This is a genomic window from Alphaproteobacteria bacterium, assembly GCA_037200005.1.
Taxonomy (GTDB): domain Bacteria; phylum Pseudomonadota; class Alphaproteobacteria; order UBA9219; family RFNS01; genus JBBCGY01.
Genome location: JBBCGY010000001.1, coordinates 522356 through 542493, shown reverse-complemented (window position 1 = coordinate 542493; position 20138 = coordinate 522356). Strand labels below are relative to the sequence as shown.

The window sequence follows — 20138 nt, the reverse complement described above, 5'->3', positions numbered from 1 at the left end:
CTTGAAAGCTTTGCCTCAATCCTGTTTACACGAAGCCGTTTCGGCAGGCAAATCCGCCGGCCAAAGCCGTCTCGATAACCGTATATTCATGCCAGCCCGGCACCGCCCATAATTCCGCGCCGCGCCACAGCGCGGGATGGGCGGCCCGGACGCGGCCCATCGGGATTTTTTTGCGAAGACCCGGCGCGATGGAGTCCAGCTTTTCGTGATCGAGAAGGCCGAGCGGCGCGACGATCAGCCCGTCCGGCGCGCCTGCCGCCAGGCCGACACGAAAACGATGATCCCACAGCACGGTTTCTCCCGGTTTGACCGGGTTGCGATCGCGAATAGCAGAAAATTCGCGGATGATGCGGCACGACCCGTCCGCCAGCGCGATCTCGCACCCATGCAAAGTGCGGCGCGGCATATCGCCTGCCTGCAATGCGCGCGATACATCCATCATGGCATGATGGCGCGGCGGATAGGCCGCGCCGCCGATAATCTGCAAAATTTCGCCCAAAGCGCGCGTCCGAATTTCTTCCGGCTCCTTCAGCGTCTCTTCGATATTCAGTTCCGCATAGCCCGCCGCGTCGAAGCGCGCTGCGCGCGCCAGCAGCCGCGCGGTATATTCCGCGAGCGCGTCGCTCGCCAGCGCCGCCCGTCCCGCCAGATCGGCGAGGCGCTCCGCATCCATGCCTTCGGCGGCCAAAGCGTCGGCCGCGCCGCGCAAACGACCGCGCGCGTAATGCGCATGGGCGTTGGACGGATCACTTACATAAGCCTGGCCCCGCGCCACGCAGGTCGCGATCAACCGAGCCTTAGGCATGCCGAGCAATGGGCGCAGCAGCGTCAGGCCATCCATGGAATATACCGGCCTCATCCCCGCAAGGCCGTCGATGCCCGAGCCTTTGGCGAAGCGCATCAGCACCGTCTCGGCCTGATCGTCGCGATGATGCCCAAGCGCGAGCGCCGCGACATCATGGCGGATGCACGCCTCGCGGAGCAGGCGATGGCGAGCGTCGCGCGCCTGTTCCTGGACGGCTTTCGCAAGCGGCGGATGCTCCCAGCGCAAAATTTCATGATCGATGCCCAGCGCCGCGAGCCATTCATGAACGCGCGCGGCCTCGGCGGCGGATTCTTCGCGCAGCCCATGATCGACGGTGAACGCGATCAGGCGAATATTTTGCGTTCGCGCCCAGTCGCGCAGCAGCAGCGCCAGCGCCATGCTGTCCGGCCCGCCCGACACCGCGAGCGCCATGGCGTCGCCGCGCCATTCGAGCGCGCCCATCGCGGCGGCGAATTCTTCTGAAGAGAAAGTTTGGGGATTCGAGACCGGCATGGAACGGATGGTAACTAATTTTAGCGGCGATGGCTAATTCACCTTGCTCAAACGCCACGCCACCGCCACATCCGCGCCGCTTTTGGCATGAATGACGATCTGCTGCGACCGCTGCCGCGCGCCGTCGCCGCAGTAAATGCTCGGCTCCAGCGTCACCGGATGATTCTCAGCGTCGAGCTTCCAGCCCTGCCCGGACGCGGTCCGCAAAAGCGCCGACTGCCCGTTCTGCGCCAGCACCGCCTGCACTTTCGGATGCAGATGAAACCGGATCGCATAGGGATAAAGGCCGGGGCCGCGCAGCACGTCGCTGCCGGTCAGGAAGCTGCCGTCGCCCGCCAGCGACAGTTTCCGCTCATGGACCAGCCCGAAATTCTCGCGATAACCATCATGCGTGGCCTCGATCGTGTAAGTGCCGTCCAGCTCATAGCTCCGCGCGGCGGCATGCTTAGGCCTGCGCCCGATGCCGCCATGTTCCAGCACTTCGGCGGCGTTGGTGTCGGCCACCGTGACCGTGCTGTGCGCGGCGGTCGCGGCCAGGGCGACGCGCCATTCGCCGATATTCTGCCCGCCGCCGCAATTGGTGATGATGCGGTCGCGGCCATGGCTGAATTCGAAGCTCAACAAACCCGCATGGGCGAAACGGTCCATGCCGCGCGGCGGCGGCAATCCCGCGTCGCACAGCAGCAGGCAGCGCCCCGCCTGCAGCCGCTCATAACCGAGATGCGGCAGCGCCCTGCCGCCGCGCGCGCGAATGCCCGAACGGTCGAGCACGCTGTCGATAGCGGCGATGGTGCTGGCATCGCCGCCGTGGAACAGCGCGAAGCCGCCGTCGCCGTGACGCAAGCTGCGCAGCGCCGTCACGGTGGGGGGAATCGCGCTCTCGATCTCGCCGGGCGCGGCGATGCCGGCGGCGGCGAGCGCGTCCCTGATCTCAAGCAGATGGCGCAGGTAATCGAGCATCAGGCGCGGCGAGCGCGACAAATGGCCGCCGTCGGCCAGGACTTCCTCGCCGAGGCGGCGGGCAAGCAACGTCAGCGCCAGACCGAGCGCGGCCGCGCCCTCGGCAGGCAGATTAAGCGCGGCGTAGATCAGGCCCTTATAAGCGACGAGCGCAGGAAGCCCGGTTATATTGCCGGGCAGCAGCCGCTGCAAATGCCGCGTCTGCCTCGCGACGCTGGCCATCAGGCGGGACTGATCGTCGCCCTCAAGGAATGGAAGATAAAATGAAGCGGTTCCGATCCAGGAAGCAAGCCGCGCGCCGAGCGTCGCGGGCGCCCAGGCTTCATGCTGATAGCGATCCTGCCCGTCCAGCCAGTCGGCGATAAAATCCGCGGCGGCTTTCTGGGCGGGCTGCGTGCCGAGCGTGCGCAGATCGTCGAGCCAGGCGAAACTGTGCATCGCTTCGTGCCACTGCTTGCTGGCGCTCAGCCGCTGCCAGGGCGGCATCCGGTCGGTAAAGCTCTCGCCGCCGAAAGCGAATTGCCCGGCGAGCAGCTTCTCGCCGTTCGCGGCGTCGCCGATGCCGAAAGTGGCGGGCAGGAACTGCATCGCGCCGGGAACCTGGCCTTGCAGAAGATAATTATAGAGCGGGTTGCCATAGGCAATGGTTTCCGCCCCGGCGCGCACTTGCTGCCACAATTTTTTGCCGCGCTCGATCATCTCAGGCAGATCGCAAGGCAGCGATATTGGCCGCATAATGCGCCGGGCCTCCCTTGAAGCTGGCCGTGCCCGCGACCAGCACGTCGGCGCCCGCCGCGATCACTTCGGCGGCGGTTTCGGCATTGATGCCGCCATCGACCTCGAGATCGATGGGCTTGCCGAGCGCGTCGATCCTTTTGCGCAGTTCCCGGACTTTATCAATCTGGTTCGCGATATAGGCCTGGCCGCCGAAACCGGGATTGACGGTCATGACCAGCACCAGATCAATCTCATGCAGCACCTGATCGACGGCGGCCAGCGGCGTCGCCGGATTGAGCGCCACGCCCGCTTTCTTCCCCTGCGCGCGGATAAGCTGCAAGGTGCGGTGCAGATGCGGCCCGGATTCGGGATGCACCGTGATGATGTCCGCCCCGGCGGCGGCGAAGGCCGGGATAAAATGATCGACCGGCGCGATCATCAGGTGAATGTCGAAGATTTTCCGGCTGTGCGGGCGCAGCGCCTTCACCACGTCCGGCCCTATGGTCAGATTGGGGACGAAATGCCCGTCCATCACGTCGACATGGATATAATCGGCGCCCGCCGCGTCGATAGCGCGCACTTCTTCGCCCAATTTGGCGAAATCGGCGGAGAGAATCGACGGGGCGATGCGGATCGGACTAAGCATACCTCTCGATACCGCGCCCGCGCCCGTTGCGCAAGGTTCCGCAACCGCGCCTTGTTTTTATGCATAGGGGACTGCATACTCAGGCCATGGACGATCCGTCTCAGCCAGCACGGCCCCAGCAACAGCCGCCTCCGCCGCAACCGCCCGGAGAAACCGGCGGCCAGCCCGGCCCCGAACCCACCCGTTACGGGGATTGGGAACATAAAGGCCGCTGTTCGGATTTTTAACCAAGAGTGCCGTCATGACCTCGGACGCCGTCACCCAACTATTCGGACGCGCTAAAACCATCTCCGACCCGCCCGCGCTGCATGGTTACGAGCATGCCTATCAAGGCGTGCGGCCCTCGGGACGGACGACGCCGTCCGGCGCGGTGGTCTGGGCCTATAACGAGATCAAGGCGCGCAATCTTGCCTTGCGGCGTGTCGTCGATCTCGGCTGCGGCAAGGGGCGCAACAGTATTTTCTTCGCCGAAAAAGGTGCCGACGTCACGGCGCTCGATTTCGCGCCCGGCGCCATTGCCGCCCTTAAAATATCGGCTAAAATGCGGGGCTTCTCCTCCAAAATCCGCGCCTTGGTCTATGACGTGACGGATAGCTGGCCGGTGCCGGAACACAGCGTCGATTTCGTCAGCGACGCTTTCTGCTTCAAGCATATCATCGGGCGCGAAGCGCGCCTTGCCTACAAGCAGAATCTGGTGCGGGCGCTGGATATGCGCGGCACCTATCTGGTGTCCTTCGCCAGTATCGGCGACGGCTATTACGGCAAATATATCGTCGAGCATTACGGCGACGGCAGCGCGCTGGTTCTCGATCCCGCCACCAACCTGCAATCGGTTCTGTTCACCCGCGACCATGTGCGGGAATTCTTCGCGCCTGAATTCAAGCTGCTGACGGAAAAATTCGCCGAGCGGGATGGCCGCGCGCGCGGCCAGGAGCAGCCGCGTCACACCTATGCCATGCTGTTCGCGCGCAATCCGAAGAGCCAGGGCGGCGGCTATATCAAGATCACGCCGGAGACCGAGTCCTATTCGCCGCGCTTCTATGGCGAATTCAAGTCGGACGAACGGTAAAATAGAGTCGTCATTCCCGACGCCACGTAGCGGCGAGCGGGAATCCCGTTGGTTTATAATCAAGAAAACGGGATTCCCGTCCCGGCTCTGCTAAAGCTACGCCGGGTCTTGCACCCAGTCCTGCAAAGCTCCGCAGGAGCGTAGCGGGATCCGCTTTGCCCGCCTTGGGGCGGTCAAAGCCGCCGGGAATGACGCAAACTGCAAAAGCAGTTCCATTTCGTCACATCACGCCTTTAACCATCAATGAAACTAAAAAACACCGCGTGACTCGCGCGGCGGCTTGCGTCTATGGTGCGGCCTCCAAACGCTTGGGGAGAGGCGCATCATGGGGCTTCATGCCTATAAACTGTATCAGGGCAGCGACTGGCAGACGCACCGCCAGTCGGTCGCGCAGGTCCATGACACGCTCGACCGCCTGCGCGAAGCGATTGCCATGTGCCTGTCCGGCCCGGTCAGGCCGCACCGGCTGTTCTCCTTCGATCCGCCGTCGGTGCTGCTCGATTTATGCGGCGACCTTTCCGGCGAGGTGGATTTCGCGCTGGCCGATCTCGCCCCTCACTTACAACAGCATTTGCCGAGCCGGTGGCTGATGGTCGAGCTGCGCGCCATCATCGCGCAATTGCCCGGCCTCGCGCGCCATGCCTTCGCCGACCATGACCTGATTCCCGAGCTCGGCGACCGCGCCGAGCGCGCCCGGCATTTGTTGCAGCGCATCGATTCCTAGGGCATGCCGGTTTTCATTATCAAGGCTTGTTGATAGAGCGCGCTCTATAGGATAGAACGTCTGTCACCTGACATTTATTTTCTGTCCCCCGATGTTCCATGCCATAGGCCTGATGAGCGGCACGTCGCTGGACGGCATCGATGCCGCCTTGATCGCGACCGACGGGCTGAAAGCCGTCAAGCCGCTCGGATTCGTCACGCTGCCCTACCGGCCCGAATTCCGGCAAAAGCTGCGCGAATGCTTCGGCAACCAGGCGGGCAACAACGATCCGCATGTCGCCGCCATCGAAACCGAGCTTACCACGCTCCACGCCGCCGCGGTCGATATATTGCTGAAGCGCGCGCGGCGCGCGCCGGAAACCATCGACATGATCGGATTCCACGGGCAGACGCTATGGCATCGCCCGCGCGAGAAGCGCACCTGCCAGATCGGCGACGGCGCGCTGCTGGCGAAGCTGACGCGCATTCCGGTCGTGAATGATTTCCGCTCGGCGGATGTGGCGGCGGGCGGCCAGGGCGCGCCCTTCGTGCCGCTCTATCATGCCGCCCGCGCCGCGACCATGCCCAAGCCGCTCGCGATCCTGAATATCGGCGGCGTGGCGAATATCACATGGCTTGAGCGCCACCAGGAGCGCGGCGAAGAAATCCTGGCCTTCGATACCGGCCCCGGCGTCGCGCTGCTGGATGACTGGATGCTGCGCCATACCGGCATCCCCTATGACGCCGACGGCAAGACGGCGGCACAAGGCAAGGCCGACTGGGCCAGCGTCGTCCATATTCTGGCCCGGCCTCATTTCGCGCTGCCGGCGCCGAAATCGCTCGACCGCAACGAGTTCCATGATCTCGATCTCGGCCAGCTTTCGCCTGAAGACGGCGCCGCGACGCTGGCCATGGTCACCGCCGCCGCCGTCGCGCGCGGCTTTCAGCTTATCGATAAAAAACCGCTCATGCTGCTGGTCACCGGCGGCGGGCGGCATCATCCGCCGATGATGCGCTGGATCGCGGAACTGGCTGATTGTCCCGCCTTGCCGGTCGAAGCGGTGGGATGGAACGGCGACGCGCTGGAGGCCGAAGCCTTCGCCTATCTCGCGGTGCGCCACTGGCTCGATCTGCCGCTCAGCCTGCCTCGCACCACTGGCGTTCCGGAGCCGATGCGCGGCGGCGTGCTGCACAGGCCTTAAAGCGTATAAGGCGGCTGGTGCAATCCGGCGGGCGATAGCGTGAAAATCTCATAGCCGGTTTCCGTCACGCCGATGGAATGCTCGAATTGCGCCGAGAGCGATTTGTCCTTGGTCACCGCCGTCCAGCCGTCGGACAAAACCTTCACGCCATAGCCTCCGGCATTCACCATCGGCTCGATGGTGAAGATCATGCCTGGCTGCAAAACCACGCCCTTGCCCGGCTCGCCGAGATGCAGCACCGACGGCGGCATATGAAAGCGCCGGCCGACGCCATGGCCGCAGAAATCGCGGACGACGGAGAAGCGATTGGCCTCGACCAGGCTCTGGATCGCGTGGCCGACATCGCCGAGCGTCGCGCCCGGCTTGACCGCCTCGATGCCGCGCATCATCGCCTCATAGGTGACATCGACCAGCCGCCTGGCCTTCAGGCTGGTTTTTTCGCCGACCAGGAACATCCGGCTGGTATCGCCGAACCAGCCGTCGAGAATCACCGTGACGTCGATATTGACGATATCGCCGTCCAGCAATTGCTTGTCGCCGGGAATGCCGTGACAGACGACATGGTTGGGCGAAATGCAGCTCGCATGCTTATAGCCGCGATAGCCGATGGTGGCCGGAACCCCGCCGCCGTCGCGCATGAATTTTTCGGCGATGTCGTTCAGCTCGATGGTTTTTACGCCGGGAACGACGAAAGGAATGATATAATCGAGCGCCGCCGCCGCCAGCCGTCCCGCCGCGCGCATGCCCGCGAAATCCTCCGCCGTATGGATGACGGGGGCTGCGGCATCGGATTCTTCAGGCTCTTCGGCTTCATACATATTCATGAAGCCATTTTAGACCATATTTTCGCGAAATGGAACTTTATCCCGCTCTTAGAAATCATCTGCAAAGTCATCAGGCCGTGGCGAAAACCATGCTTTTCGAGAACCGCCGCGCAGCGTATTCAACATACGTGAGCAGCGGAAGCGCAGAAAAGTTTGGTTTGCAGCCCGGCCTCATGACTTTTCAGGTGGTTTCTTAGCCCAGCGCCGCCGCAACCGCGGGATGCATGATTTTCCCCTCGGCGACATTGAGGCCGAGGCCGAATCCCGGATCGCCACTCATCGCCTCCCGCCAGCCCCGGTCGGCGAGCGTGATGACGTAAGGCAGCGTGGCGTGAGTCAGCGCGAAGGTGGATGTGCGCGGCACCGCGCCCGGCATATTGGTGACGCAATAATGAATCACGCCGTCCACCGCATAGACCGGCTCGGCATGGGTGGTCGGGCGCGACGTCTCGAAACAGCCGCCCTGATCGATGGCCACGTCGACCATGACCGCGCCTTGCTGCATGGTCTTCAGCGCGGCGCGTGTTACGAGGCGCGGCGCGGCGGCTCCCGGCACCAGCACCGCGCCGATCACGAGATCGGCCCGGCGCAAAGCTTTTTCGATGGCTCCGGTGGTGGCGTAATGCGTGTTCAGCGCGCCGCCGAACGCCAGATCGAGCTCGCGCAATCTTGGCAAAGAACGGTCGAACACCGTGACCTCCGCGCCCATGCCGCAAGCCACCTGCGCCGCGTTCGCGCCGACAGTCCCGCCGCCGAGAATCATCACCTTGCCGCGCGAAGTGCCGGGCACGCCGCTGAGCAGCACGCCGCGCCCGCCATGCGCCTTTTCGAGATAATGCGCCCCCGCCTGCACCGCCATGCGCCCGGCGACTTCGGACATCGGCGCGAGCAAAGGCAATCTTCCGGCGGCATCGGTGACGGTCTCATAGGCGATGCAGACCGCGCCGGATTTTTGCAGCGCGCGGGCGATTTCCGGCTCCGCCGCGAGATGCAGATAGGTGAACAGAATTTGCCCCGGCCGCAGCATCGCGCATTCCTGGGGCTGCGGCTCCTTGACCTTGACGATCATCTCGGCTTCGGCGAACAGGCTTTTCGCGTCGGCGGCGATGGCGGCGCCCGCCTGGACGTAATCCCCGTCGGTGACGCCGATGCCGCCGCCCGCGCCGCTTTCGACGAGAACTTTATGCCCGCGCTGCGCCAATTCGAGCACGGCTTCGGGCGTCAGGCCGACGCGGTATTCGTGATTTTTGATTTCGCGGGGAACGCCGATGAGCATCTGAAATATTACCGATTACCAGTGATCAAATTATCAGGGGCCAGAATGGACGAAATCGAGCCCTCTGTCATCCTATTCTTCCATTTGATTACCGGAGCGCCTGCGCCAGATCGGCTTCCAGATCCGCCGCGTCCTCGATGCCGACCGAAAGGCGTATCAGCCCGTCCTCGATGCCGATTTTCTCGCGGGTTTCGCGCGGGATCGACGCATGGGTCATGATCGCCGGATGCTCGATCAGGCTCTCGACGCCGCCCAAACTCTCGGCCAGCGTAAAAATCCGGCTGCGCTTCAGCATGCTTGTCGCCGCCTCTAGCCCGCCCTTCAGGACGATCGTGATCATGCCGCCATAGGCGCGCATCTGCCGCAGCGCCAACGTATGCTGAGGGTGGCTTCTGAGGCCCGGATAGATCACGCGCGCGACCTCCGGCCTGGCTTCGAGCCAGTGCGCGAGCCGCATGGCGTTCTCGCTGTGGCGCTGCATGCGCAGCCCCAGAGTTTTCAATCCGCGATGCATCAGGAAACTGTCGAACGCGCCGGAGATGCCGCCGACCGCGTTTTGAATGAAGCCGAGGCTCTCGGCCAGTTCCGCGTCGCCGGTGACGACCGCGCCGCCGATGACGTCGGAATGGCCGTTGATATATTTGGTGGCGGAGTGGAGCACGATATCGATCCCATGCTCGAGCGGGCGCTGAATCCACGGCGAGGCGAACGTATTGTCGGCGACCGTGACCAGCTTGAGCCGCTTGGCCTCTTCGGCAATCGCGGAAAGATCGACGAGCTTGAGCAGCGGATTGGTGGGCGTCTCGATCCAGACCATGCGCGTATTGGGCCGCACGGCCTTGGCGAGATTGCCCGGCTCGGTCAGATCGGCATAGGTGATATCAAGGCCCGACGAGCGCCGACGCACCCGCTCGAACAGCCGGTAGGTGCCGCCATAAAGATCGTCCATCGCGACGATATGCGCGCCGTGATCGAGCGTATCCAGCACGGCCGACGACGCCGCAAGCCCCGAAGCGAAAGCGAAGCCGCGCGCGCCGCCTTCCAGCGCCGCGATGGCCCGTTCGAAGGCGAAGCGCGTCGGGTTATGGCCGCGTCCATATACCAATCCCTTATGCACGCCGGGCGCTTCCTGCGCATAGGTCGAGGTCGCGTAAATCGGCGTGATCACCGCGCCGGTGGACGGATCGGGATATTGCCCCGCATGAATCGCGCGGGTGTCAAAGCCTTTCATCAGATCGTCTTTGTTATCTATGCTCATCATTACGCCTTTCCGGTTCTCTTGCGCAGGTAATTCAGAAAATCCGCGGGGGTGATCAAGCCGAGAAACTGCTGCTTGTCCATGATGCAGCCCACCAGGCCCCGCGCCAAGACCGCCGCCAAATCTTCGAGAGAGCGATCCGCTTCCAGCGTCACCAGTTTCGTACTCATGACCGTGCGCGCGGGAATGGCAAAGCCTTTGTCATTGCCGGTCACGGTCATGAGAATATCCATTTCGTCGATCATGCCGACTACGCCGCCGTGCTCCATGACAGGCAGCTGCGATATGTCGAATGTTTTCATTTTCGCATACACCTGCTGCAAGGCATCGTCCGGGGCGGCGATGATAGCTTGGCCGCGCAGATAAGGCCGCGCGATGAGATCGCGCAAATCATTGGCGGGGACGCGCTCGACGAATCCCTGATCGTCGAGCCAATATTCATTGTAAATCTTAGACAGGTATTTATTGCCGCTGTCGCAGACGAAGCTGACCACGCGCTTGGGTTCGGTCTGCGCGCGGCAATAGCGCAGCGCGGCCGCCATCATGGTGCCGGAGGACGAGCCGCACAGAATGCCCTCGCGCCGCAAGGTTTCGCGCGCCATGGCGATGCTTTCCGCGTCGGTGACGGTATAGGCGCGCTTGACGAAAGACAGTTCGCAGTTTTTGGGAATGAAATCCTCGCCGATGCCTTCCACCAGCCAGCTTCCGGGCTCGATCATCACGCCATGTTCGACGAAAGGCGCCAGGATCGAGCCTTTGGGGTCGGCGAGAATCATCTCGACATGCGGCGCGACGCGGGCGAAGAAGCGCCCGAGGCCCGTCAGCGTTCCGCCCGAGCCGACGCCGCATACCACCGCGTCGAGCCGGTGATCGAGCTGCGCCCATATTTCCGGGCCGGTGCCGTTCTCATGCGTGGCGGGATTGGCCGGGTTCTCAAACTGATTGACGTAAAACGCGCCGGGCGTCTCTTCCGCCAGACGGCGGGCGCGATCCTGATAATAATCGGGATGCCCTTTGCCGACATCGGAGCGGGTCAGAATGACTTCCGCACCGAGCGCCTTGAGGTGGAAGACTTTCTCCTGGCTCATCTTGTCGGGAATGACGAGCTTAAGGCCGTAGCCCTTCTGGCTTGCGATCAGCGCGAGGCCAAGGCCGGTATTGCCCGCCGTCGCCTCCACCAGAATGCCGCCCGGTTTCAGCGCCCCGCTTTGCTCCGCCGCCGTGACCAGCGACAGCGCGATCCTGTCCTTGATCGAGCCGCCAGGATTCTGGCTTTCCAGTTTGAGGAATAATTCGCACGGGCCGGTGTCGAGGTTGCGCACGCGCACCATCGGCGTATTGCCGATCAGATCGAGCACAGACTCGTTCGCCGGGGAAAGGCTGGCGGAAAGCCGCGTGGAAATTGCCATTACTGTATTGTCTCTATCAGGGGAGCCCGCCTGGGGCTGGAGTGATATTCAAATCGACATTCGCGACGGCTTCGATAAGCCGCCCGGCAATTTACGATCAACAACAGCGTATGGGCAAAATCGTCAATTTTCCACCAGAGATAGAGAAGGCCAGCCTATCATTCATCCGATTTAAGCGGCAAGAATTTTCGGCGGGCGGTGATTTATTTTCTGATAAAAAATAGCGCCATCCTCGTCAGAACCGGCATGATCTTCGGCCTGAGCAAGCCTGCATCATATCCCGCCATCCTGCGGTTATTTTCCGCAAGGCATGCGGCGAGGAAACCGCGCGGGGTCAGCGAAGCCGTGAAGGCCGCGCCGCCGGACACCACGAAATTATCCCCGCTTTTGCCGCCGTCCGCCGCCGTGCCGGCGAGCGAAAGCCGGTTCCAAGCGCTGACCGCCAGCGCCGCGAAGCAGCGCAGCCGGAACCACAGACCGCCCAGCAGCGGCTTGTTCGCCGCCGTCCATGCCGCCCAATTGACGAAGAACAGGATATGGCGGCCTTCCTCGCTCACCACCGGCTCGAACACTTCGACCAGTTCGGGCGGGAAATAGCCGGAATCCTTGGCCAGCTTGAACAGGCCGAAGGCGAAGAAGCTGTCGAAACATTCGCCGTAGCCGGTGCGGATGAACGCCCATTCCGCGTCGCGCGACGCGCGATATTGCGGTTCCGGCTTGAGCTTGATGCCGTAAAACCGGATCATATGCTCAAGGACCAGCTTATGCCGCCCTTCCTCGAAGGCGTTCAGCTGCACCGCTTCCTTCAACAGCGGATCGGCGACGGTATCGGCAAGCGCCTGGACCCGCGCGCTGGCATACCCTTCGGTCTGCACCGCGATATCCCAAAAGGGCAGCGAAGTCAGGCGCGCGAGCGCGTCCGCGTCCAGTTTCGGCCACGCAATGACACTGGGTTTATAAGGATCGAATGTATCGAGCAGCATCCGGCAAAAGCGCCGCTTATGCTCTTCCGATCCTATTTTGAGCGACCGGGCAGAAAAATTATTGTCAAGAGTCAGACCGGCAGCGGTTTCCATCATAAATAATCCATAATCAATACGGACACCGCATAATTAACGCGGCTTCCGTTTGCCATCAAGACCCAGGGTGAGCTGCCCACCTCTTTATTGCCATAAGGAAATATCGAGAATTGCCGGTAGTTGTATTTGTGCAACATTTCGGCACGCGCATGGCCGGATCGTCCGTTAATTTTTGTTGCAACGCTTGATTCCCTCTTCAAGCTTGTCTAGGTTGCGGAATACGATTTGTTGGCTGTGATGTTTCTAATCGAAGCCATTGAAGCCAACATGCGCGTTGTTGTGCCCCAACCTGAAGAATCGCGGGTGGCAACCTAAGTCCGGCGCGGCTCGCGCAATGTCTCAATTATTCTAACCGCTATCGTTTGGAGGAAGTCCTATGTTCAAGAAATTCATGTGCCTCATGGCCGCCGTCGTTCTGGTCGCGGCTTGCGAATCCGGTCCCGGTGACGGCAGCATGTCCGGCGCTGGCGGTGCGGGCGCAGGCGCGCCCGGCTCGCAGTCCGACTTTGTCGTCAATGTCGGCGATCGCGTGTTCTTTGGCACCGACAAGTCCGATCTGACCGCCGAAGCCACCGCGACGCTCGATCGTCAGGCTGCTTGGCTCAAGAAGTACCCCGCCAAGAGCGTGACTGTCGAAGGCCATGCCGATGAGCGCGGCACGCGCGAATACAACTTGGCGCTCGGCGAACGCCGCGCGTCTTCCGTCAAGAACTATCTGGTTGCCGCCGGGGTTGACGCCTCGCACGTCACCACGATCAGCTACGGCAAAGAACGCCCGGCTGTGGTCGGCAGCAATGAAGCCGCCTGGGCGCAGAACCGCCGCGGCGTGACCGTCGTCGGCGAATAAGCCACGGCATAAATCGCTTGAAGCCGCGTCCCTTACGGGGCGCGGCTTTTTGCGTTATAATGGCCTTGTTGCCGCCGTAATTATTGAGTAATTCCTGGATAGATTTTTTATGGCGGCCTGCGGGAGAATGAATGTGATGCGGCATAGATTTCTTGGTTTGATCTTTTTAGCGCTTGCGCTGCTGGCCGTGCCGCACGGCGCTCAAGCGCAAGACGACGATGGCGGCAGTACGACCATCTTTGAAACCAGGGTCAGCGCCCTCGAAAATCAGCTGAGGCTGCTCAACGGGCGCCTCGAGCAAGCCGAATTCCAGAACAAGCAGTTGCGCACTCAGCTTGAACGGCTGCAGGGCGACGCCAATACGCGTCTTAATGCGCTTGAGCGGCAGCCCAGCGCCGCTGCCTCTCCTGTTTCCAATTTGCCCGCTTCCCCCGCTTCCAATGTAACAGCCGTAAATGCCGCGCCGACGCCGCGCGCGGCAGTGGCTCCCGCTCAACCGGCCGCGACCGCAAGTCATGACAGCGACGCGGCGGAAGCGCCCCAGGTGCCGGTGACTCCGGTCGAAGGCCAGCTCGGCAATCTGTATTACAACGGCAAGAAGGTCACCGGCGCCGACCATTCCGCGCGGACGCCGCCCCTGCCCGCCGTGCCGTCCGATTACGGCCTCACGGCGCGCGAGCAATATGACCGCGCCTTCAGCCTTTTGCGCAACGCCGAGTATGACGAGGCCGAAACGGCGTTCAAGAATTTCATCGAGAAGAATCCGCAGGACAAGCTGATCGACAACGCCAAATACTGGCTCGGCGAAACCTATTATGTCCGCAACCAGCATGAAGCCGCCGCCGTCGCTTTCGCCGACGCCTATCAGGCCGCGCCCAAAGGCAGCAAAGCGCCGGACAGCCTGCTCAAGCTCGGCATGGCGCTCGGCGCGCTCGGCAAGCATGACGATGCCTGCACCACGCTCGGCGAAGTGAAGAACAAATTCCCAAGCGCGCCCGCTACCGTTAAAAGCCGCACCGACCAGGAAATGAAGAAACTTCAATGCGGCGGTCGTTAGCTTTGCCCAATCCCATGAATGAAAACGATAACCCCGCCGCCGATCTGCGGCCGATCCGCCGGGCGCTGATCTCGGTCGCCGACAAGACCGGCCTTGCCGAATTCGCGCAGTCGCTGGCGGCGCGCGGCGTGGAGATTCTCTCGACCGGAGGTTCGGCGCGCGCGCTCGGCGGTGCGGGAATCAAAGTCGTCGAAGTGGCCGATTACACCGGCTTTCCCGAAATGATGGATGGGCGGGTCAAAACGCTGCATCCGAAAATCCATGGCGGCATCCTGCAAAAGCGCGGCGACGAAGCGCATCAGGCGTCGGCGAAAACCCAGAAAATCCCCGCCATCGATCTCGTGGTGGTCAATCTCTATCCCTTCGCCGCCACCGTCGCGGGCGGCGCGGATTACGAAACCTGCGTCGAGAATATCGATATCGGCGGCCCCGCGCTGATTCGCGGCGCGGCGAAAAATCACGCCGATGTCGCGGTCGTCACCGATCCGGCGCATTACGCCGCTTTGCTGACCGAGCTTGCGGCGCATGACGGCGCAACCACCTGCGCGCTGCGCCAAAAACTCGCCGCGTCGGCTTTCGCGCATACGGCGGCTTACGACTCCATGATCGCCGAATGGTTCGCGGCAGAGCGCGGCGAAGAATTTCCCGACAGCCTCGCTTTCGCCGCCAAGCGCCGGCAATCGCTGCGCTATGGCGAAAACGCGCAGCAGCGCGCCGCCTATTACGTCAGCGACCCGAAGGCCGCGCTCGCCCGCGCCGAACAGCTGCAAGGCAAGGAACTCAGCTACAACAATCTCAACGACGCCGACGCCGCGCTCGACCTTGCCAGCGAATTCGCCGAACAGCCCGCCATCGCCATCATCAAGCACGCTAATCCCTGCGGCGTCGCCGTGGCGTCCGATCTTTTAACCGCCTGGAAACGCGCGCTCGCCTGCGATCCGGTCAGCGCCTTCGGCGGCGTTATCGCCTGCAACCGTCCGATCGACAAGGCGACGGCGGCGGCGATCGCCGAGATTTTCTCCGAGGTCATCATCGCGCCCGCCATCGACGACGACGCCCGCGCGCTGCTGGCGGCGAAAAAGAATCTGCGCGTTCTCGTCACCGGCGCGATGCCCGATCCGCGCCGCGCGGCGCGGACGGTCAAAAGCGTTTCGGGCGGATACCTGGTGCAGGGCCGCGACGCGATGGTGATCGACCCCGCCGAGCTGCGCTGCGTGACGAAAAAAACAGCCGGGCATCGCCGAAAAGCGCGACCTGATTTTCGCCTTCACCGTCGGCAAGCACGTCAAATCCAACGCCATCGTCTACGCCAAGGACGGCGCGACGGTCGGCATCGGCGCGGGGCAGATGAGCCGCGTCGATAGCGCCCGCATCGCCGCGCGCAAGGCCGAGGACATGGCGCATGCCGCAGGTTTAGCGGAGCCGCCGACGCGCGGCGCGGTCGCGTCCTCGGACGCCTTCTTTCCCTTCGCCGACGGCTTGGAAGTCTTGATCGAAGCGGGCGTGACCGCGGTGATTCAGCCCGGCGGCTCGATCCGCGACGAGGAAGTCATCGCCGCCGCCGATAAAGCCGGCATCGCGATGCTGTTCACCGGGGTACGGCATTTCAGGCATTAGCGCGGATCGAGGCGCGCCCGGACGACATCAAAAAATCGCGGCTCGAACCTCCTGTTTTCAAAATTTTTGTTGCGCGCTTTTTTCCGAGCGCGATAAGCGGAACGCCATCATTTTTCCCAGGCAATCCGCCGCTTTTTCGTCATTCCCGCGAAGGCGGGAATCCAGAACCTATTACGCGCGGCAGCGCGAAAAATAATAGCATATACCGCCGCTACGCGGCTTTAGGTACTGGATTCCCGCCTTCGCGGGAATGACAACGGAGAATTCAGCCAACAAAAAACCCGCCTGGAAAAATTCCGGCGGGCTTCTGGGCGCAAGGCTCCCTGGGATCGTCAATAGCAGAACCGGGAGGAGAAGTCAAGGGAAATTTCCCACATATGGATTTTTCGTTTTGCCTTAAAGAGATAGGAAGACCGCTAAACAAACATCACGACACTGGTAGCCGACGTTAGACATTGAGCTACATAATTCTTATTTGCATTATTAAATAACCCGGTATGATTGATACTTGATACCCGCAACTAAGAGACAGTCAAGGATGGAACATGAAAACTTGGAGTATCAAGAGGACAACTTTTTCTGTCGCGGACTTTCGTGGCTGGGCCAAAGATAGCTCCCTGCATTTAAGCCCCTCCTTTCAACGTCGTCCCGTATGGAAGAAACAAGCTAAATCCTATTTTATTGATACCATTATACGAGATTTGCCTGTTCCTATTATTTTCTTACGGGAGAAAACAGATATCCAGTCTATGAGAACCATTCGTGAGGTAGTTGATGGACAACAAAGGTTGAGAAGCATTCTGTCATTTATTGATCCAAACTCAGTGCCAGACTATAAGCCCGAACAAGACAGTTTCTTTATCTTGAAGACTCACAATGAGAAGCTTGCAAACATCAGCTTCAAAAATTTGCCCGAAGATATCCAACATAAAATACTGTCCTATCAATTCAGTGTTCATGTGTTGCCTTCAGATACATCGGATAAAGATGTACTAGAAATATTTGCAAGAATGAACTCCACGGGTACGACCCTAAACGCCCAAGAACTTCGCAATGCAGAATTTCTAGGATATTTTAAGAAAGCGACTTTTGAGGCCTCCCTTAATCAATTGGAAAACTGGAGAAAATGGAAAATCTTTACTGAACAGAGTATTGCTCGAATGGAGGAAGTGGAACTGACGAGCGAATTATTCATTCTGATTATTGCTGGTATTAAAGGAAAAAACAAAGAAACCATAGATGACTTTTATAAAAAATATGAAGAGTCCTTTCCAAAACAGAAAATTGTTGAGGAACGCTTTCAAACCACAATTGATGCAATAGACGATTTATTCGGAAAAAAGTTAAAAGATACAAATTTTTCAAAACGAACTTTATTTTATCCTCTGTTCGCATTCTTTTATGATCAACTTTTTGGAATGAACTCCTCCTTGGAAAAAAAGAAGCCCAGATCGCTATCACCTTCAATCAGGCAAAAACTTTTATATGCCAACCTTATGCTTTCTGAGAAAACGGCGAAGGCACATATTCTCGATGCAGCGAGCAGAAGAACCACTCATATAGGAAATAGAAAGACATTGTTCAAATTCTTAAGTGAAGAAAACAAGCAGCGTTAAATAGATGTCATCGCTAAAAGCATTCCATAACTCCGTGAAGAATGCAGAGTATTTTCGAAAAAAACAGGGGCTGTTTTTTTCTCGTAACTCTTTATCTAAAAGAGATATTCACCTGGCGTACGAAACAGTTTTCTTATCATGCTTTGTTTCTTTTGAACGCTTTCTTGAAAATCAGTTTATCTATTTTATGTGCGCAAAATCTCATTCAGTTGTAAAAAGAAGAATAGAGTTCAAAAATCAAGAAATTGCTAGAGAGATGCTTTATCACAAACATTCCTATATTGATTTGGTCCCATATTATAAATCACTAAAAGTTGCCGATCTCTATTTTCAAGGAGGCAAACCCTTTAGAGATTTAGATATTGATTTGCAGAAAAATATAGACCATTGCCAAGTGATTAGAAACGCCATAGCTCATAAAAGCAAAAGCTCTCTATCTGCATTTAATGATAAAATTTTAACTCCCTATGGCCTTGCGAGAAATATCAAAACACCAGCAGAGTATTTGAGATCTCAATTTTCTCTTAATGAGACTAGATTCGATAATCATATTTCTATTCTTTTAACGGCGGCCATAAAATTAGCCTAGCAGATCACTCCCGCCCCCTTATCAACTCCGCCACCACGGCGGGATCGGCGAGGGTGGAAATGTCGCCGAGATTATCGGTTTCCTTCGCCGCGATCTTGCGGAGGATGCGGCGCATGATCTTGCCGCTGCGGGTCTTAGGCAGGCCCGGCGCCCACTGGATATGATCGGGCGTGGCGATGGGGCCAATCTGTTTGCGCACCCAGGCCGTCAGCTCCTTCTTCAGATCGTCGCCCGGCTCGACGCCGTTCTTCAGCGTGACATAGGCGTAAATTCCCTGCCCCTTGATGTCGTGCGGGAAGCCGGTGACGGCGGCCTCGGCCACTTTCGGGTGCGCGACGAAGGCGCTCTCGATCTCCGCGGTGCCGAGCCGGTGGCCCGCGACATTGATGACGTCATCGACACGGCCGGTGATCCAGTAATAGCCGTCATGGTCGCGGCGGCAGCCGTCGCCGGTGAAATATAGACCCTTGAAGCTGCTGAAATAGGCCTGCTTGAAACGCTCATGATCGCCGAACAGCGTGCGCATCTGCCCCGGCCAGCTATCCGCGATGCAAAGATTGCCCTCGCACGCGCCGGTCAGTTTATTGCCCTCGTTATCGACAATCACCGGCTTGATGCCGAACAAAGGCAATGTCGCCGAGCCGGGCGTGAGCGCGGTCGCGCCGGGCAAGGGCGCGATCAGATGCCCGCCGGTTTCGGTCTGCCACCAGGTGTCGATGACCGGGCAGCGTTCGCCGCCGACCACGCGCCAGTACCACAGCCAGGCTTCGGGATTGATCGGCTCGCCGACGCTGGCGAGAATCCGCAGGCTGCTGCGGTCACAGCACGTCACCCATTCCTCGCCCTCGCGCATCAGCGCGCGGATCGCCGTCGGGGCGGTATAGAAAATATTGACCCGGTGCTTATCCACCACCTGCCAGAAGCGCGATGGATCGGGATAGTTCGGCACGCCCTCGAAGATCAGCGTCGTCGCGCCGTTCGCCAGCGGCCCATAGACGCAATAGCTGTGCCCCGTCACCCAGCCGACATCCGCCGTGCACCAATAAACCTCGCCGTCCCGGTAATCGAACACCCATTTGTGGGTCAGCGCGGCATAGAGAAGATAACCGGCACTGGTATGCAAAACTCCCTTGGGCTTTCCCGTGGAGCCGGACGTATAGAGAATGAATAACGGGTCTTCCGCACCCATCGGCTCCGGCGGGCAATCGGACGACGCCGCCGCCATAAGCTCGTGATACCCATGATCGCGTCCCGGAACCCAGCCGACCTGGCCGCCCGTCCGGCGCACGACGATCACGTCGCGCACGTCGGGACAGCCCGCAAGCGCCAGATCGGCGTTGGCTTTCAACGGCACGGTCTTGCCGCCGCGCACGCCTTCGTCGGCGGTGATCAGCAGCTTCGCGCCGCAATCAAGAATCCGGTCTTTCAGGCTGTCGGGAGAAAACCCGCCGAACACCACCGAATGAACCGCGCCGATCCGGGCGCAGGCCAGCATCGCGTAGACCGCCGACGGGATCATCGGCAGATAGATCGCCACCCGGTCGCCCTTTTTCACGCCGCGCGATTTCAGCACATTGGCGAGGCGGCAGACATGGCCGGCAAGCTCGGTATAGGTGATGACGGCATGCTGGCCGGGATCGTCGCCCTCCCATATCAGCGCCGGCTGGCCGGCGCGCTGTGGCAGATGCCGGTCGATGCAGTTGGCGGCGACATTCAGCACCCCATCCTCGAACCATTTGATGCTCACGTCGCCGTCGAAAGACGTATTCTTGACCTTGGTATAGGGCTTGATCCAGTCGAGATGCCCGCCCTGCTCGCCCCAAAATTTATCGGGATCGCTGATCGACTTTTCATACATCGTCTCATACCGGTCGCGGTCGATATGCGCCGACGCGGCGAGAGCGGGGGGAACGGGGATGGCTGGATTTTCGGTCATGGCGATCAGCATCGAT

17 protein-coding genes and 1 pseudogene are annotated in these 20138 nt (G+C 60.3%); 9 read left to right on the top strand and 9 right to left on the bottom strand.

Features of this window, described 5'->3' with window-relative positions; translation table 11 throughout:
• Positions 1–25: 25 nt before the first annotated feature.
• Genes tilS through rpe form a run of 3 tightly spaced genes read right to left on the bottom strand, consistent with a single transcriptional unit; the run spans position 26 to position 3641 of the window.
• Entirely contained in the window at positions 26–1318 is a 1293-nt protein-coding gene (tilS, locus tag WDO70_02905; GenBank protein ID MEJ0062159.1) for a tRNA lysidine(34) synthetase TilS, read from the bottom strand.
• A 33-nt stretch (positions 1319–1351) separates the two neighbouring features.
• A complete protein-coding gene (locus WDO70_02900; protein MEJ0062158.1) occupies positions 1352–3013 on the bottom strand; it encodes a heparinase II/III family protein in 1662 nt (553 codons plus the stop codon).
• On the bottom strand, positions 2979–3641 hold the full coding sequence (gene rpe / locus WDO70_02895) for a ribulose-phosphate 3-epimerase (protein ID MEJ0062157.1): 663 nt from the start codon (positions 3639–3641) through the stop codon (positions 2979–2981). The genes WDO70_02900 and rpe overlap by 35 nt, the downstream gene beginning before the upstream one ends.
• 59 nt (positions 3642–3700) lie before the next feature.
• On the opposite strand from rpe, the gene WDO70_02890 reads away from it, so the two are divergent.
• The 4 genes from WDO70_02890 to WDO70_02875 all read left to right on the top strand — a co-directional run bounded on the left by WDO70_02890 (position 3701) and on the right by WDO70_02875 (position 6614).
• The gene (locus WDO70_02890; protein ID MEJ0062156.1) at positions 3701–3868 is read left to right on the top strand and encodes a DUF1674 domain-containing protein; all 168 of its coding nucleotides are present in this window, start codon (positions 3701–3703) and stop codon (positions 3866–3868) included.
• Positions 3869–3882: 14 nt separating this feature from the next.
• Entirely contained in the window at positions 3883–4710 is an 828-nt protein-coding gene (locus WDO70_02885; protein MEJ0062155.1) for a class I SAM-dependent methyltransferase, read from the top strand.
• A 325-nt stretch (positions 4711–5035) separates the two neighbouring features.
• Positions 5036–5434, top strand: a complete 399-nt coding sequence (locus WDO70_02880; protein MEJ0062154.1) for a hypothetical protein — start codon at positions 5036–5038, stop codon at positions 5432–5434.
• Positions 5435–5525: 91 nt separating this feature from the next.
• Positions 5526–6614, top strand: coding sequence for an anhydro-N-acetylmuramic acid kinase (locus tag WDO70_02875; protein ID MEJ0062153.1), 1089 nt, complete (start codon positions 5526–5528; stop codon positions 6612–6614).
• Here the strand turns inward: WDO70_02875 and map are convergent.
• The 5 genes from map to WDO70_02850 form a co-directional block, all read right to left on the bottom strand.
• Positions 6611–7438, bottom strand: coding sequence for a type I methionyl aminopeptidase (map, locus tag WDO70_02870; GenBank protein MEJ0062152.1), 828 nt, complete (start codon positions 7436–7438; stop codon positions 6611–6613). The genes WDO70_02875 and map overlap by 4 nt on opposite strands.
• Before the next feature lie 193 nt (positions 7439–7631).
• Positions 7632–8714, bottom strand: a complete 1083-nt coding sequence (ald, locus tag WDO70_02865) for an alanine dehydrogenase (GenBank protein MEJ0062151.1) — start codon at positions 8712–8714, stop codon at positions 7632–7634.
• A gap of 88 nt (positions 8715–8802) precedes the next feature.
• On the bottom strand, positions 8803–9972 hold the full coding sequence (locus WDO70_02860; GenBank protein ID MEJ0062150.1) for a PLP-dependent aspartate aminotransferase family protein: 1170 nt from the start codon (positions 9970–9972) through the stop codon (positions 8803–8805).
• Positions 9973–9974: 2 nt separating this feature from the next.
• Positions 9975–11381 (bottom strand): pyridoxal-phosphate dependent enzyme, encoded by a 1407-nt coding sequence (locus WDO70_02855; GenBank protein ID MEJ0062149.1) that lies wholly within the window; start codon positions 11379–11381, stop codon positions 9975–9977.
• A gap of 203 nt (positions 11382–11584) precedes the next feature.
• Positions 11585–12460 carry a ferritin-like domain-containing protein gene (locus WDO70_02850; protein MEJ0062148.1) on the bottom strand — a complete coding sequence of 292 codons (876 nt, stop codon included), beginning with the start codon at positions 12458–12460 and terminating at the stop codon, positions 11585–11587.
• Between the two features lie 376 nt (positions 12461–12836).
• Between WDO70_02850 and pal the strand changes: the two genes are divergently transcribed.
• From pal to WDO70_02825, 5 genes and pseudogenes are all read left to right on the top strand, one after another.
• Complete coding sequence (gene pal, locus WDO70_02845; GenBank protein MEJ0062147.1) at positions 12837–13307, top strand: peptidoglycan-associated lipoprotein Pal; 471 nt, start codon at positions 12837–12839, stop codon at positions 13305–13307.
• A 136-nt stretch (positions 13308–13443) separates the two neighbouring features.
• Positions 13444–14364 carry a tol-pal system protein YbgF gene (ybgF, locus tag WDO70_02840; protein MEJ0062146.1) on the top strand — a complete coding sequence of 307 codons (921 nt, stop codon included), beginning with the start codon at positions 13444–13446 and terminating at the stop codon, positions 14362–14364.
• 14 nt (positions 14365–14378) lie between these two features.
• A pseudogene (gene purH, locus WDO70_02835) lies at positions 14379–15981 on the top strand (bifunctional phosphoribosylaminoimidazolecarboxamide formyltransferase/IMP cyclohydrolase).
• 545 nt (positions 15982–16526) lie between these two features.
• Positions 16527–17597 (top strand): DUF262 domain-containing protein, encoded by a 1071-nt coding sequence (locus WDO70_02830; protein MEJ0062145.1) that lies wholly within the window; start codon positions 16527–16529, stop codon positions 17595–17597.
• A 4-nt stretch (positions 17598–17601) separates the two neighbouring features.
• Positions 17602–18186 (top strand): hypothetical protein, encoded by a 585-nt coding sequence (locus tag WDO70_02825; protein MEJ0062144.1) that lies wholly within the window; start codon positions 17602–17604, stop codon positions 18184–18186.
• 4 nt (positions 18187–18190) lie between these two features.
• On the opposite strand, the gene acs is transcribed toward WDO70_02825, so the two are convergent.
• Entirely contained in the window at positions 18191–20122 is a 1932-nt protein-coding gene (gene acs / locus WDO70_02820) for an acetate--CoA ligase (protein ID MEJ0062143.1), read from the bottom strand.
• Between the last annotated feature and the right edge of the window lie 16 nt (positions 20123–20138).